The sequence below is a fragment of the Sphingomonas longa genome, assembly GCF_016892685.1.
Classification (GTDB): domain Bacteria; phylum Pseudomonadota; class Alphaproteobacteria; order Sphingomonadales; family Sphingomonadaceae; genus Sphingomonas; species Sphingomonas longa.
The window spans coordinates 117,800-131,424 of sequence record NZ_JAFEMC010000004.1; the positions used below are offsets into that span (position 1 = coordinate 117,800).

Genomic DNA, 13,625 nt, shown 5'->3' on the forward strand with positions numbered 1-13,625 from the left:
GGTGTACCGCATCATCGGTCCGCGTCACCCCGGAAAACAGAAGGAATGGGCGGAGCCGGCGTAGCCGACCCCGCCCACCGTATATCGTTCAGAACGAGAAGCGCACCCCAGCGTCGTAACGCGGACCGAAATTCTGGTAGGTCAGCAACTGGTTGTCGAACCGGCCGGTGGTGAAGTATTTCGCATTGAACAGGTTGGTGCCCTCGACGAACACCTGCAGGGCAGGCGTCACGTTGACGGCGACGCTGCCGTCGAACTGGCCGTAATCGCGCACGAAGATCGGCTCGTTGCCCGAACCGCCCGCCAGCTGCCGCAGGAAGCGTTCGCGGCGATTATAGGCGATGCGCGCCGAGATGCCGTATTTCTCGTAGAAGACCGTCGCATTCTGCGAATTGCCGATCCCCTCCGCGGCGAACGACTGACCGATCTGGTCGACGTCGAAGTCGCGGTTGGTGCTGACGAACGTCGCATTGGCCTGAACGCCGAAGCCGCTCAGCACGCCCGGTAGCCAGTCGAGCGTGTGCACCACGTTCAACTCCAGCCCCTTGATCTCCAGCGACTCCGCATTGCGGGGACGTCGCACGCTGAATTCGCCGAAGAACTGCCCGCCGCGTTGCGTAATCAGCCCGCCGACCGGCAGCCGCACGCCCTGTGCGTTGCCCGCATTGGCGATCGGGATGGACTCCGTCGCGAAGGATTGAACGATGAAGTCGTCGACCTTCTTGAAGAACACCGCCGCCGACAGCGTCGTGGTCGGCGTCGGATACCATTCCAACGACAGATCGGCGTTGTTGGCGCGATACGGCTTCAGTTCGGTGTTGCCGCCGCTGGCGCTCAGCGTCGCCGGCCGGAGCGTGTCGGTGTTGAAGGTCGGGGCCAGATCGCCGATCGCGGGCCGGGTCAGCGTCTTGTATGCGGCGACGCGCACCTGCAGCTTGGGCGTCAGGTTCAACCGCACGTTCGCCGCCGGCAGGAAGTTGCTGTACGACGAGTCACGGGAAATCGCGACGCCCGCGGGGCTGGCGAACACACCGACATAGATCGTCGGATCGGTCGGGGGATTGCCGCCGGTCGGCGTCAGATCAACGAGTTGTCGCTGCTGCCCGAACGAACTGAGCTCCGTATACTCGTATCGCGCGCCGACGTTGACGAACAGCGGCATGGCGCCGACGTCCGCCTCGAAATCGAAATCGGCGTAGCTGGCATAGACCGTTTCCCGGACGCGAGCCGACGGTTGCGGCGTGGCGGCATAGCCGTTGACCCTTGCATACCGCGCCGCCGTGGTGCCGGCCGCCAGACCCTGGGCGCGATCCAGCGCGGATGTCGCGGCCGCGCTGGTCAGGAAATCGAGATAGCGGCGCGGATCGAAGGTCAGGAAGGTCAGCGGAACCGAACCGCTCTTCGCGCCCAGTCCGTCCATCGTGAACGACGACAGCAGCGACGGGTCGGCCAGCGTCGGATAGCCGCAATACACGCAACCGACATCGTCCGCGGACGTGATCGGGACGTTGTTCTTGTTGCGCGAGGTGCGCGCCACACCGAAGCGGAACGCCTTGAACAGCGTGTTCTCCGGCTTCCATTCGTTGTTCCAGCGGTATTCGGTCACCTTCTCGGTGATGTCGTTACCGTTGACGCCTGCGATATGCGTACGGCCCAATGCCGGGTTGCTCAGCACGCCCGTGCCGTAGCCGGAGGTGGAGCCGATGCCGCCATTCTCCGCCTGGGTGAAGCTGTACTGCGACGGCGAGCCGATGACCGCGAAATAGGATTTGCCGCCGCCCGCGTTCTTGGCGCGAGACCACGTCGCATCCAGTACCATCTTGAACTCGTCGGTGGGGTTCCATTCGACGTTGCCGCCGGCTTCCCAGGTCGTCGTCTCACGCACCGCGCCCGACGAGATGAAGTCGGCATTGCCGCTGGTGATCAGCGAGGTGATCGTGCGGTTCCCGTCGATCGTCGCGGCGGTATATTGCGACGGCTCGAACCAGCTGCCGAGCGCGCGCGTGGTCGAATCGCTCTTGAACTTGTTGTACAGCCCGTCGACCGTGAAGGTCAGCGTGTCGCTGGCCTCGTACTGCGCGACCAGCGTGGCACCGAGCCGGGTGCGGACGTCGCGCGCATTGCCGACATCCTGGTTGCGTGGCGCGTAGACGTTTCGGAACAGCGGCGCAGCGTTCGGCCCGACCGTCGTGTTGGGCAGATAGCCGCCGTTCGTGACGGAATCGATCGACGCGATACGCTTCTGGTACGACAAGGACGCCAGCAATCCGAGTCGACCATCGGCGAAGGTGTTGCTCAGCAGGCCGAACACTTGCGGCGTGAACTTCTCGCTGTTCTTCTCGTACAGCGCCTTGGCGCTGACGATGCCCTTGAACTCCTTCAGGTCCAGTGGACGTGGCGTCTGGATATTGATCGTCGCGCCGATACCGCCGCCCTGCAACGAGGCCTGGGAGCTCTTATAGACCTGCGCGCCGCTGATGAGTTCGGCCGGGATCAGGTCGAACGAGAAAGCGCGGTTGAAATTGTCGCTGGCGAAGCTGCGGCCGTTGAACAACACGGTGTTGAACTGTGGTCCCAGGCCGCGAACGGTGACCGACTGGCCCTCACCGTTGCTGCGGTCGATCGCGACGCCCGGAATACGCTGAAGCGATTCGGCTACGTTGGCGTCGGGGAATTTGCCGAGATCCTCGGACGAGATCGCATCCAGAACGCCGATGGCATCGCGCTTCTGTGCGGCCGATGTCGCGATGCTGGCGCGGATACCGGTGACGACGATGTCATCGGCGGCGTCCTCCGTCTGCGGCGGCAGGCTCGCGGCCGGATCCTGTACCGTCGGCGTCGCCGTCTGCGGCTTGGCCATCGCGGGCGTGGCGGCCATCAAAGCGATGAGCGCGCTGGCCAGTCCACACGCAGAATACGTCGCGTTCCGCTTGAATTGTCCTTGAGTTTTGCCCATCGCTATCCCTCCCGATTGAAGTCCCGCCTCGCTTGAACGGGATCATCGTCTTTGCTAAAGTTATTGTCTGATTAATACAACGGGAAAATGCAAACGATTTTATTCCCGCAAATAACAGGGGCTTAGATGTCGAATGGAGGGGAAGTCGGCCGCGGTCCTGCGGCCAGCGTGAACACCGTGATCGTCGTCGGCGGCGGCTCGGCAGGATGGCTCGCGGCGTGCCGGATCGCCGCGCAAGCGAAGCGCACCGGCAGCGGAGTGACGGTCAAGCTCGTTGAATCCGACCGGATCCCCACGGTCGGGGTTGGTGAAGGTACGTGGCCGACGATGCGCAACACGCTGGCGAAGATCGGCATCAGCGAGACGGACTTCATCCGCTCCTGCGACGCCTCGTTGAAACAGGGCGCACGCTTCGTCGGCTGGACCGACGGCCTGCCCGGCGACGCCTATTACCACCCGCTCAACCCGCCGGCCGGCGCCAGCGAGATCGACCTCGCGCCCCATTGGCTGGGCCGCTCGGACGGCAGCGGTGCGAGCTTCGCCGACTGCGTCGATTATCAGGCGGCGCTGTGCGACGCCGGCCTCGCACCGAAGACGATCACCGCGCCCGAATATGCGGGCCATGCCAATTACGCCTACCATCTCGACGCCGGCAAGTTCGCGACGATGTTGCGCGATCATGCCACCGCGTCGCTGGGCGTCGAGCACGTCATCGGCGACGTGACCCGCGTGAACCAGTCCGACAACGGCGACATCCTCGACGTCGAACTCCACGACGGTCGTCGCATCGCCGGCGACCTGTTCGTCGACTGCACCGGCTTCGCGGCGTTGCTGATCGGCGGCGTCTACGGCGTCCCGTTCAAAAGCTGCCGCGACGTGCTGTTCGCCGATCGCGCGATCGCCATGCAGGTACCGTACGACCGCGAGGACGACCCGATCGCCTGCCACACCATCTCGACCGCGCAGGATGCCGGCTGGATCTGGGACATCGGCCTGTGGACGCGCCGCGGCGTCGGTCATGTCTACAGCAGCGCGCACACCAGCGACGATGCCGCCGAAGCCGCCTTGCGCCGCTACGTCGGCCCAGCCGCCGACGCGCTGTCGGTCCGCACGATCAACATCGACGGCGGCTACCGCGAGCGCTTCTGGCAGAACAACTGCGTCGCGGTGGGGCTGTCCGCCGGCTTCATCGAGCCGCTGGAGGCTTCCGCGCTGATGCTGATCGAAACGTCGATGGACGCGATCGCGGACCGGCTGCCCCGCACGCGCGCGGCGATGGACATGGTCGCGCGCCAGTTCAACGAGACCTTCCGCCACCACTGGCTGCGCATCGTCGAATTCCTGAAGCTGCACTACGTCATCACCCACCGCACCGACACAGACTTCTGGCGCGATAACGCCGCCGCCGCGTCGATGCCGGACGGGCTCCAGGAACGGCTCGACTTATGGCGGCATCACTCGCCCGCGCCGCAGGACTTCTCGCACGCGCGGGAGGTGTTCTCGTGGCCCAGCTACCAATATGTCCTGCACGGCATGCGCTTCGCCAGCCACTATCCCCCCGTCGGGGCGGCGGCATCGGAGGCAACAATGGCCACCGGCCTGATCGCGCGCAACGATCGCCTTCGCGCCGACCTGATCGCCCGCGCGCCGCGCCACCGCGACCTGTTGCGGTCGGTCCGCGAATACGGCCTGCAACGCGTATGAGCCGCATCCGCCCGCTCGATCCGGCACACCACGGTGCGCTGCGGTTCGACCCCGGCATCGTCGCGTCCACGCCGCGCTTCGTGCAGATCGGCCTGTCAGAAATCGTGCTCGCCGCCGCCGACATGCCGCTCTGCCTCGCCAAGGACGCTCATACGGGCCGCTTCAACCTCATCGCGCTGCTCGGGCTGGTGGAGCCGCAGAACTTGTTCTGCGTCGACGGGCGTTTCCACGCCACCTACTGCCCGCGCGCGCTGCAACTCACGGGGTTCCGGCTGCACCCCGACGGCGTCGCGGGCCTCGCCATCGACGAGGAAGACCCGGCGCTCGGGGCATCCGGCCAATTGCTGTTCGAAAACGGTCGAGCGACGCCCTTGACCGCGACGATCGCGGACGCGCTACGACGGCTGATCGCCGACCTAGACGCGGCACGCGACCTGATCGCCGACTATGCCGCCCGCCACCTGATCCGGCCGCTGCGCCTGACGCTTCGCCGTTCCGACCAGCACGAACATGTCATCGACGGCCTCTACACGATCGATCAGGACGCCCTGTCTGGCCTGTCCGATGCCGACGTCGTGATCCTGCACCGCGCCGACCGGCTCGCGCCGGCGACGTTGCTGTCGGCGTCGCTCACCCAGATCGAGCGTCTCTGCCAGCTCGACGCCGCCCGCCACCAACAGGACCGATTCCACGCCACCTTCTGACGAGTGCGCGAGATAGTAGCTTGAACCGTTCGTGCCGAGCCTGTCGAAGCCCAGATGACGCTTATGCCGCCTGCGGCTTCGCTCTGGACAGGCTCGGCACGCTCAGGACGAACGGGCTGGGTGGATCGACGTCATGTCATGATGCTCTACAGACCCGATTACCGTCCCAGCGACGCCATCTGCGCCTCGGCATACCGCGTCCCCGCGGCCGCGCCCGGCGGCAAAATGCGGTCGATCCGCGCGCGATCCTCGTCGGTCAGGGTCACGTCCAGCGCGCCGACATTCTCCTCCAGATACTTCCGCCGCTTGGTGCCGGGGATCGGCACGATGTCGCTCCCCTGCCCCATGACCCAAGCCACCGCGAGTTGCGCGGGCGTGCAGCCCTTCTCGCCTGCCATCGCCTCGATCTCCTTCACCAGATCCAGGTTCCTCGCGAACGCCTCGCCCTGAAAGCGCGGATTGTTGCGCCGGTAATCGTCTGCCGGAATGTCCTCGGGCGTCCGGAATTGCCCGGTCAGAAAACCGCGGCCCAGCGGGCTGTAGGGCACGAAACCGATACCCAGTTCGCGCACGGTCGGCAGGATGTCGGCCTCCGGATCGCGGCTCCACAGCGAATATTCCGTCTGCAACGCGCTGATCGGATGCACCGCATGTGCGCGCCGGATCGTCTCCGGCGCGGCTTCGGACAGGCCCAGAAACCTGACCTTCCCCGCCGTCACCAGTTCCGCCATCGCCCCCACCGTCTCCTCGATCGGCACGTCGGGATCGACGCGGTGCTGATAATAAAGGTCGAAGACGTCCAGCCCCGTCCGCTTCAGGCTCGCGTCGCAGGCTTGGCGGACATAGTCCGGGCGGCCGTTGATCCCCTGGAAGCTGCCGTCGTCCCCGCGCACATTGCCGAACTTCGTCGCCACCACGACCCATTCGCGCCGCTCGCGCACGACCCGCCCGACCAGTTGCTCGTTGCGGCCGACCCCGTACATGTCGGCGGTATCCAGGAACGTCACGCCGAGGTCGATCGCACGGTGGATCGTCGCTGCGGATTCGGCGTCGTCGCGGTCGCCGTAGAATTCCGACATGCCCATGCAGCCGAGACCGAGAGCTGACACTTCGAGCCCTTGCGAGCCGAGCTTGCGCATTTCCATAGCCGAACCTCTTCTTCCGAACGGGGGAGCGATCGGCCGATAGCGGATCAGAATCGCGCAGGTTCCACGATCCACGCTCGTACGTGCCGCTCCGGCGACATTCCTGCCCGCGCCACCCGGCAGGCGGCTCACGATGTATCGAATGATAATTGGCCGCGCGGTTCGACCGCCTAACCGGGATCATGCCGATCCGCCCGCGACTTTTCCTGAACGGCAAATTCTATTCGGGCGCGACCAACGGCGTCCACCGCGTGGCCGATCGGCTGCTGCGCGAACTCGACCGCGCAGCGGTGGCCGGAGGCACGCCCGCCAGATGGGACATGCGCCTGCTGCTGCCCGAAGTGCCAAACTGGGCACCGTCGTTCACGGCGATCCGGACCGTCCCCCAGCGCGCCGGCCATACGCAGCGCTGGGAGCAGATGATCCTGCCGGTGGTTGCGCGCGGCGGTGTCCTCGCCAGCTTCGCCAACCTCGGGCCGGCATGGCACCCGCGCAAGGTGACGATGGTCCACGACGCGCAGTTCCGCCTGTCGCCCGACAGCTATCCCGCGAAGCTGCGCTGGGGATACCGCGCGCTGGTACCGCGGGGCGCGCGCTCCAGCCGCATCGTCCTGACCGTCTCCGACTATGCACGCGACAGCCTCGCGACGTTCGGCATCGCCGATCACGCCGCGACACGCGTGATCCACAATGGCGGCGACCACATCCTCGAACAGCCGGCGGACGAGGGCGTACTCGCGCGCCACGGACTGGCAGGCGGACGCTACGCGCTGATGTTCGGCTCGGCCGCGCGCTACAAGAATATCGGCGTCGTCCTCGCCGCCTTCGCGCGCCCGGACATGACGGACCGGACGCTGGCGATCATCGGCCCACCGCGGCAGGCGCTGGTCGCGGCCGGCCTAGCGGTGCCGCCGAATGCGGTCTTCGTCGGCGGTGTCGACGATGCCGGCCTGCGCGCCCTGTACGAGAACGCCCACGCGCTCCTCTACCCCTCCCGCACCGAGGGGTTCGGCCTGCCGCCGGTGGAGGCGATGCTGTGCGACTGTCCGGTCGTCGCCGCACCCGCCGGCGCGATCCCGGAAATCGGCCGCGATGCGATCCTCTACGCCGGCATGGACTCGCCCGCCGACTGGGCGGCGGCGGTCCACGCGCTCGACGATCCCGCCCTGCGCGCGATGAAGATCGCCGCCGGCCGCACCCGCGGCGCGACGTTCACCTGGGCTGCGGCTGGAGCGACGCTGGCCGCGATACTGGACGAACAGCTCGCGGCCTGACCGGCGCTGCGACCAGATCTAGCCCGAACTGGCTGCGTGCCAAATTCATGATCCGCGCCGCGTGCCGCTCCGGCGACAGGAACGCGCGCATCGCGTCGTACCGCTCCGGCGTGATCGCTGCCGGCCGCACCGCCGCCAGCTTCGCTTCCAGGTCGCCGGGAACACCCGGGTCGAACGTCGCCCCGCCCCCGAACCGCCGCACCAGTTCCGCCGATCCGGCCAGCGCCGATACCAGCACCGGCACGCCCGCCGCCATCGCTTCCGGGACGATCAAACCCCATGTCTCGTGCCACCGCGACGGCAGCACCACGAGGCCACAATCGCGCATCGCCGCCGCCATCGAGTCGCGCGGCTGCCACGCCCGGTGCTCGATCCCCGGCGTCGCCGCCAGCGTCGGCTCGCACGATCCCTGCCCGACGAACAACCCGGTCAGCCCCAGCGCCGCGACCGCTTCCGCCAGCATCGGCACGCCCTTGTCCGCCTCCAGCCGCCCGAAATAGCCGACGTCGAACCGCGGTGTCGGCGGAGGGAGCAAACGCTCCGGCAGGGTCAACGGATTGTACAGGATCGCGTGCCGCTCGCCGGGCAGCAGCGGCGCGGCGGTGCGATGCGCCTGTTCGGACAGGTGCAGGAACAGCCGCCGCGAACCACGCCGCGGCGCGACCGCCATCCGCGTCGCCTGACGCGCGATCCGGCCCAGCTTTTCCACCCGCCCCTGCCGGTCGCAATTCGCGGTCACGCAGCGCACGCCCATCGGCCGCCGGTCGCACGGCCGCTCCTCCTGAAAATCATAATAGATACCGTTCGGGCACGCCCAGAAATAGTCGTGCATGTACACCATCGTCGGAAAGCGTTGCACGACGCGCAGCGCCGCCGGCGTCAGGTACCGCGTCCACTGGTGCACGATCACCAGCGTCGTGTCCGGGTCCTCGCTCGCCAGCTCCGTCGTCAGCGCATCTGCCGCCGCGGAGTTGTAGATCGTCTTCAGCGCCGCCGCCCGGCCGCCTGCGCGCAGGTCGCCACCACCCAGACTCGCGAACCGCGCCGGCTCGATCGCGTCTGGTCGGCCGAAGCCGGCGACGACGCGCACGTCCGCGCCCGCATCGCGCAGCGCCCGGTAACTGTCGAGCGCCGCATGGCCCGCACCGCCGCTCGCCGCCCCCTCCCCGCCGACATAATCGGACAGGATGACGGCCCGGCCGCTACGCATGCACCGCCCGCACCGGCTCGACCGGCGCATCGACGACGACCGGACTCAGCTCGCGGTACAGCGCGTCGAGCTGGTCGTTCATGCGCGTCGCGGTGAACAGCGCCTCGTACCGCGCGCGCCCCGCCCGGCCCATCTTCCCCCATGCGTCGCGATCGTGCGCGACCAGCACGTCCATCAACTGCGCCGGGCTGTCGGGTGGCACCAGCCGCCCCGTGACGCCGTCGACCACGATCTCGCGCAGGCCGCCGACCGCCGACGCGACGACCGCGCAGCCGCCACGCATCGCCTCCAGTGCGACGAGGCCGAACCCCTCCCAGCGCGACGGCACCACGACGACATCCGCCGCCGCGATCTCCGTCGACACCTCCGCCAGCGAGCGCCAGCCGAGATAATCGACCTTCGATCGCCGCGGCCGCGACTGGGTGGCCGGCCCCGCCACCGCCTTGCCGATCACGCGCACCGACACCCGGTCCTGGATCGGCTCGACCGCATCCAGCAATGTGTCGAAACCCTTCTGCTCGTCCAGCCGACCGACGAACAGGATACGCGTGCGCGGATCGTCCCACCGCGCTGGACGCGCGGGCGGCAGGTCGGCGATGCCGTTCAGCACCAGCGCCATGCGCTCGTCAGCGATACCGATGTTCAGGCCCTGCCGCCGCTCATGTTCCGAAATCACCACGATCCGGTCGGCGGCGGGCGCCAGGCTGCGCTCGATCCGCGCGATCAGGTCGTTCTTGATCGCGATCGAACGGCGATCGAGCGCCCAGCCGTGCGGACAATAGACGATGCGGAACGGTGGCCTGCTCCATCCGTACAACAGGCGCAGCGCGCCGCCCGCGACGCTGCTGTGCGCGTGCACGATCGTTGGTTGGAATCGCGCGACTTCGCGCCGGATCGCACCCGCCAGCTTCAGCACGGCCAGCATCCCGCGGTCCGGCCGCCGCCACGTCGCCAGCAACCGCCGGTCCACGCCGCTCAGATGCGCCGCATGCTGTGCGGGGACCAGCGCTCGCACGCGTCCCCCGCCATAGCGTCGCGCCTGATCCGGCAGGATTTCGGCCAGATACGTGCCCACTCCGCCACGAGCGGATTCGGCGATGTGAAGAATCTTCATCCTGGTCCCGATCGGGTTCGCCGTTGTCGCCCAATGGTACGGCGCAGGCGGCGCGGCTCTGCCTCATTTGACGCAAGCGCGTGACCGGCGCTGTGGTCGGATCGCGTCATGAAGGGTCCGTCCGGCACCGACGCACATGTCCATCCGGTCGCCGCCGCGGCGGGCACCCCGCCCCTGTGGACGGTGCAGATGTTTCGCGGGCTGGCGGCGCTGATGGTCGTGATCGGTCATTCCCAGACGGCGATGGCGGGCGTCGTCGAACGCAGCGGCGGCGAGTTCGCGCGATCGACGCTGCTGCCGTGGGGCGCGGGCGTCGACCTGTTCTTCGTCATCTCCGGCTTCATCATGGTGCATGCCTCCGCCCGCCTGTTCGGCAAGCCCGGTGCGCGTGCGGAGTTCCTGCGCCGCCGGCTGGTCCGCATCGCGCCCTTGTACTGGCTGGTGACGACCGCGTTCCTGCTGCTGCTCGCGGCGGCGACCTTGAAGGGGGGAGACCGCTTTCCGCAGCCGCTCGCGATCCTCGCCTCCTACGCGTTCGTGCCGTTCGACACCCGCGGTGACGGAGGGCTGTTCCCGGTCTACGACCTCGGCTGGACGCTGAATTACGAGATGTTTTTCTACGCCCTGCTCGCACTGGTCGTGGCATGGCCGCGCCACCGCGCGCTGGCGGCCGTCGCCGTCATGCTCGCCGCGCTGGTGCTGATCGGCGCATGGATACCCGCCGGCAGCGCGCTGTGGTTCTGGACCCGACCGATCATCGTGGACTTCGGCCTCGGCATCGGTGTCGGCGCGCTCATGGCGGGCGGAACGATCCTGCCTCGTGCTGCAAGGATCGCCCTCGCCGTCACCGGCGCGGTGCTGCTGATCGCCGACCCGCTTCACGTCTTCGGCGGCCCCACCGGCCACACCGTCGCCAACGCCTGGCCACGCGTGCTGCTCGCTGGAGTCCCTGTCGCGGCGATGCTCGCGGCGGCGGTGCTGGGCCGGGAGCCCGCGATGCCGCGCCCGCTGCTGCCGCTCGGCCGGGTCGGCGACGCGTCCTATTCGCTCTACCTGCTCCACCCCTTCGCCCTGATCGCGGTCGAGAAGGCGGCGCAGAAATCCGCCTCTGTCGCCGCCGCGCCCGGCTGGCTGCTCGTCGCCGTCACTGTCGCGCTCGCGATACTGCTCGCGCTCGCCGGCTATCGCTGGATCGAACGTCCGCTCACCGCCGCGCTGGGCCACCATGTCGCGCACCCTCGCCCCGCCCGGACCATTGCCGCCGCCGAATAGGAGAACGCCCATGCTCAGCCTGCGCCAGCAATTCCGCCGCCTGACCGGTCAGCCCGGCCCCTTCACGCCGGAACCGGGACTGGAGGTGATCTACCGCGACCTGTTCCTGCGCGAACTGGCGCGGCTGGGCGAGGAGGATCGCTTCTTCCCCACCGGCGGCGCGGCCAACTACAGCCTCCTGTACCTGATCCTGCGAATCGGCAGCGAGTTCCGCCCGGTGTCCGTGCTCGACATCGGCGCCGGTCAGAGCACGCTGTTATGGGCAATGCTCCAGCGGCGCGGGTTGGTCGGCGACGTCCTGACGCTGGAAAACGACCCCGACTGGGCAGCGCGTATCGGCGCGCAGGTCCAGCATCAGGTGCTGGTTACGCCGCTGCGTCCGGTGGCGATCGGCGGCCGCCAGACGCAGACCTACGACTGGGATGCGGTGCGGGCCGGGCGCAGCTTCGACGTCATGGTCTGCGACGGGCCGCGCGGCACCCCGCGCCATTCGCGCGCCGGCATCCTCGCGATGCTCGATCGCGACATCCCCGATGATTTCGCCCTGATCCTCGACGATGCGGAGCGCGAGGGGGAGCAGGACACCGTCGCCGCCGTCCACGACCGGTTGCAGGCCACCTCCGTCGATTACGCGGTCGGCGTGGTCCGCGCCGCCAAATCACAGGCGGTGTTCGCCGCCGGCCGCTTCGTGCCGGCTACGTTCCTGTAACCGCGGCGGGGCTCGGCCCCCGCGCAACCAGCACACCCAGCGTCCGGCGGACATGCAGGTGGAACGTGGCATAGCACCCCAGTACCGCCGCGCCGTACGCCGCGGTGATCCCGGCCCAGCGCCACCAGCTGTCCACCCCGAACCCGATCGCCGCCACCACTGCGACGCCGATCCCGCTCGCCAGCAACGCCGGTGCCAGCGCACGAATCAGCCGCGTCAGGCTCAGCCCGGTCAGCGCGACGATCATCGCCATATACGCCAGGCTGACCAGCGAGATGACGACCGCATAGGCCCTCACCATCGCCATCAACCCGTGCGGCAACGCCAGCACGAACGTCGCGACGATCACGACCGTGTTCACCACCGTCATCGCGAACTGCGCGCGCGCGCGCCCCGCGACCATCAGCAGCGCACCGTTGTACGACGAGATCGCCTGCAACGCCCCCGCCGGGGCCAGCCACAGCACGATTGCGGGGACCATCGCCCACCGCTCCGACAGCAACGCCGACACCGGAAAGCCCAGCCCGAACGTCAGATACAGCATCGCCGGCGTCACCACGAGCGCGGTGGCCGACAGCACGCTCTCCACCATCGCCTGCGCGCGCGGACCGTGGCGATCCTCGTTCCGCAACGTCGACAGCAGGATACCGCTGGTCGGCCAGGTGATCGCCATCAGCGGCGCGAGCATGAACTGGTACGCCAGACCGTAGATGCCGACCGCCGCCGACCCCAGCCACGCCCCGATCAACAGATTGTCGCTGTTGCGCGCGAAGAAATTCAGGACATTGCTCGCCAGCACCCAGCCGCCGAACGACAGCAGCGGTCCGAGCTGGCGGAGCCGCAGATTGGGCCGCAACTGTGCGCGCATCGCCCATCCGAACGCACCCGCACGGATCGCCTGCACGCCGATATTGTACAGCACCAGCGACCACACGCCCGCCCCGGCCCATGCCGCCGCCAGCCCGCCCGCCGCCGACACGGCGATCGCCACCGCCTCGATCCGCGCGATCCGCGCATAGGCCAGCTCCCGCTCCAGCAGCGCGCGCGGCGTCGCTGCGCCGATCGACAGGATCACCACCGCCGCCATCGCCGCCATCACCGGCCCCAGCCCGGCCATCCCGATCGCACGCTCCAGCGGCCACGCCGCCAGTGCCAGCAACACCGCGCAGACCGCCCCGCCGGACAGCATCGCCCCCATCGCCGCTCCCGCCTCCTCGCGCGACAGCGACGGCGCACGCGTGATCGCGCTGGTCATGCCCAGATCGGTCAGCATCGCGATCAGCACCAGGAACGGCGCGGTGAACACCACCAGACCGTAATCGCCCGGCGGCACGAACGCGGCGACGGCGATGTTCATCCCGAACTGGATGACGTTGCGATAGAGGCTCAGCCCCGTCATCGATAAGATATTCTTGCCGAGCACCTGCTTCTCCTGCGCGCTCTGCTGACCATGCTGCGCTGCGGCACGGTGCCTCATTTGAGGCATCGGGTGCCGGGCCGGCTCCGTACGATCGGGCAACCGACGAACGGGAGGGAG

The 13,625-nt window shown here is 68.2% G+C and carries 10 protein-coding genes; 5 read left to right on the plus strand and 5 right to left on the minus strand.

All coding sequences use genetic code 11. The features are described from left to right. Positions 1–88: 88 nt before the first annotated feature. Positions 89–2,878: a TonB-dependent receptor gene (locus tag ILT43_RS13870; RefSeq protein WP_204199573.1), complete on the minus strand. Its 2,790-nt coding sequence runs from the start codon at positions 2,876–2,878 to the stop codon at positions 89–91. 204 nt (positions 2,879–3,082) lie between these two features. Between ILT43_RS13870 and ILT43_RS13875 the strand changes: the two genes are divergently transcribed. Both ILT43_RS13875 and ILT43_RS13880 read left to right on the plus strand, forming a co-directional pair. Continuing rightward, on the plus strand, positions 3,083–4,660 hold the full coding sequence (locus tag ILT43_RS13875) for a tryptophan halogenase family protein (RefSeq protein WP_239474797.1): 1,578 nt from the start codon (positions 3,083–3,085) through the stop codon (positions 4,658–4,660). Next, positions 4,657–5,364, plus strand: a complete 708-nt coding sequence (locus ILT43_RS13880; RefSeq protein ID WP_204199575.1) for a SapC family protein — start codon at positions 4,657–4,659, stop codon at positions 5,362–5,364. The genes ILT43_RS13875 and ILT43_RS13880 overlap by 4 nt, the downstream gene beginning before the upstream one ends. Positions 5,365–5,522: 158 nt before the next feature. Here ILT43_RS13880 and ILT43_RS13885 read toward each other — a convergent pair whose 3' ends face one another. Then, positions 5,523–6,509, minus strand: coding sequence for an aldo/keto reductase (locus ILT43_RS13885; protein WP_204199576.1), 987 nt, complete (start codon positions 6,507–6,509; stop codon positions 5,523–5,525). A gap of 182 nt (positions 6,510–6,691) precedes the next feature. Here ILT43_RS13885 and ILT43_RS13890 point away from each other — a divergent pair, with 182 nt between their 5' ends. Next, positions 6,692–7,783: a glycosyltransferase family 4 protein gene (locus tag ILT43_RS13890; RefSeq protein ID WP_204199577.1), complete on the plus strand. Its 1,092-nt coding sequence runs from the start codon at positions 6,692–6,694 to the stop codon at positions 7,781–7,783. On the opposite strand, the gene ILT43_RS13895 is transcribed toward ILT43_RS13890, so the two are convergent. Both ILT43_RS13895 and ILT43_RS13900 read right to left on the minus strand, forming a co-directional pair. Next, a complete protein-coding gene (locus ILT43_RS13895; RefSeq protein WP_204199578.1) occupies positions 7,722–8,993 on the minus strand; it encodes a glycosyltransferase in 1,272 nt (423 codons plus the stop codon). The genes ILT43_RS13890 and ILT43_RS13895 overlap by 62 nt on opposite strands. Further along, on the minus strand, positions 8,986–10,107 hold the full coding sequence (locus tag ILT43_RS13900) for a glycosyltransferase (protein ID WP_204199579.1): 1,122 nt from the start codon (positions 10,105–10,107) through the stop codon (positions 8,986–8,988). The genes ILT43_RS13895 and ILT43_RS13900 overlap by 8 nt, the downstream gene beginning before the upstream one ends. A 108-nt stretch (positions 10,108–10,215) precedes the next feature. Between ILT43_RS13900 and ILT43_RS13905 the strand changes: the two genes are divergently transcribed. Then, positions 10,216–11,379 carry an acyltransferase family protein gene (locus tag ILT43_RS13905; protein WP_204199580.1) on the plus strand — a complete coding sequence of 388 codons (1,164 nt, stop codon included), beginning with the start codon at positions 10,216–10,218 and terminating at the stop codon, positions 11,377–11,379. 10 nt (positions 11,380–11,389) lie between these two features. Next, on the plus strand, positions 11,390–12,088 hold the full coding sequence (locus ILT43_RS13910; protein WP_204199581.1) for a small ribosomal subunit Rsm22 family protein: 699 nt from the start codon (positions 11,390–11,392) through the stop codon (positions 12,086–12,088). Here the strand turns inward: ILT43_RS13910 and ILT43_RS13915 are convergent. Further along, the gene (locus ILT43_RS13915) at positions 12,075–13,565 is read right to left on the minus strand and encodes an oligosaccharide flippase family protein (RefSeq protein WP_204199582.1); all 1,491 of its coding nucleotides are present in this window, start codon (positions 13,563–13,565) and stop codon (positions 12,075–12,077) included. The genes ILT43_RS13910 and ILT43_RS13915 overlap by 14 nt on opposite strands. Between the last annotated feature and the right edge of the window lie 60 nt (positions 13,566–13,625).

What these genes read in the sequence shown, in the direction of transcription:
- ILT43_RS13910 (WP_204199581.1), top strand. Translation starts at nt 11,390, where the DNA reads ATGCTCAGCCTGCGCCAGCAATTCCGCCGCCTGACCGGTCAGCCCGGC.
- ILT43_RS13885 (WP_204199576.1), bottom strand. Translation starts at nt 6,509, where the DNA reads ATGGAAATGCGCAAGCTCGGCTCGCAAGGGCTCGAAGTGTCAGCTCTC.
- ILT43_RS13880 (WP_204199575.1), top strand. Translation starts at nt 4,657, where the DNA reads ATGAGCCGCATCCGCCCGCTCGATCCGGCACACCACGGTGCGCTGCGG.
- ILT43_RS13905 (WP_204199580.1), top strand. Translation starts at nt 10,216, where the DNA reads ATGAAGGGTCCGTCCGGCACCGACGCACATGTCCATCCGGTCGCCGCC.
- ILT43_RS13900 (WP_204199579.1), bottom strand. Translation starts at nt 10,107, where the DNA reads ATGAAGATTCTTCACATCGCCGAATCCGCTCGTGGCGGAGTGGGCACG.
- ILT43_RS13890 (WP_204199577.1), top strand. Translation starts at nt 6,692, where the DNA reads ATGCCGATCCGCCCGCGACTTTTCCTGAACGGCAAATTCTATTCGGGC.
- ILT43_RS13870 (WP_204199573.1), bottom strand. Translation starts at nt 2,878, where the DNA reads ATGGCCGCCACGCCCGCGATGGCCAAGCCGCAGACGGCGACGCCGACG.
- ILT43_RS13915 (WP_204199582.1), bottom strand. Translation starts at nt 13,565, where the DNA reads ATGAGGCACCGTGCCGCAGCGCAGCATGGTCAGCAGAGCGCGCAGGAG.
- ILT43_RS13875 (WP_239474797.1), top strand. Translation starts at nt 3,083, where the DNA reads ATGTCGAATGGAGGGGAAGTCGGCCGCGGTCCTGCGGCCAGCGTGAAC.
- ILT43_RS13895 (WP_204199578.1), bottom strand. Translation starts at nt 8,993, where the DNA reads ATGCGTAGCGGCCGGGCCGTCATCCTGTCCGATTATGTCGGCGGGGAG.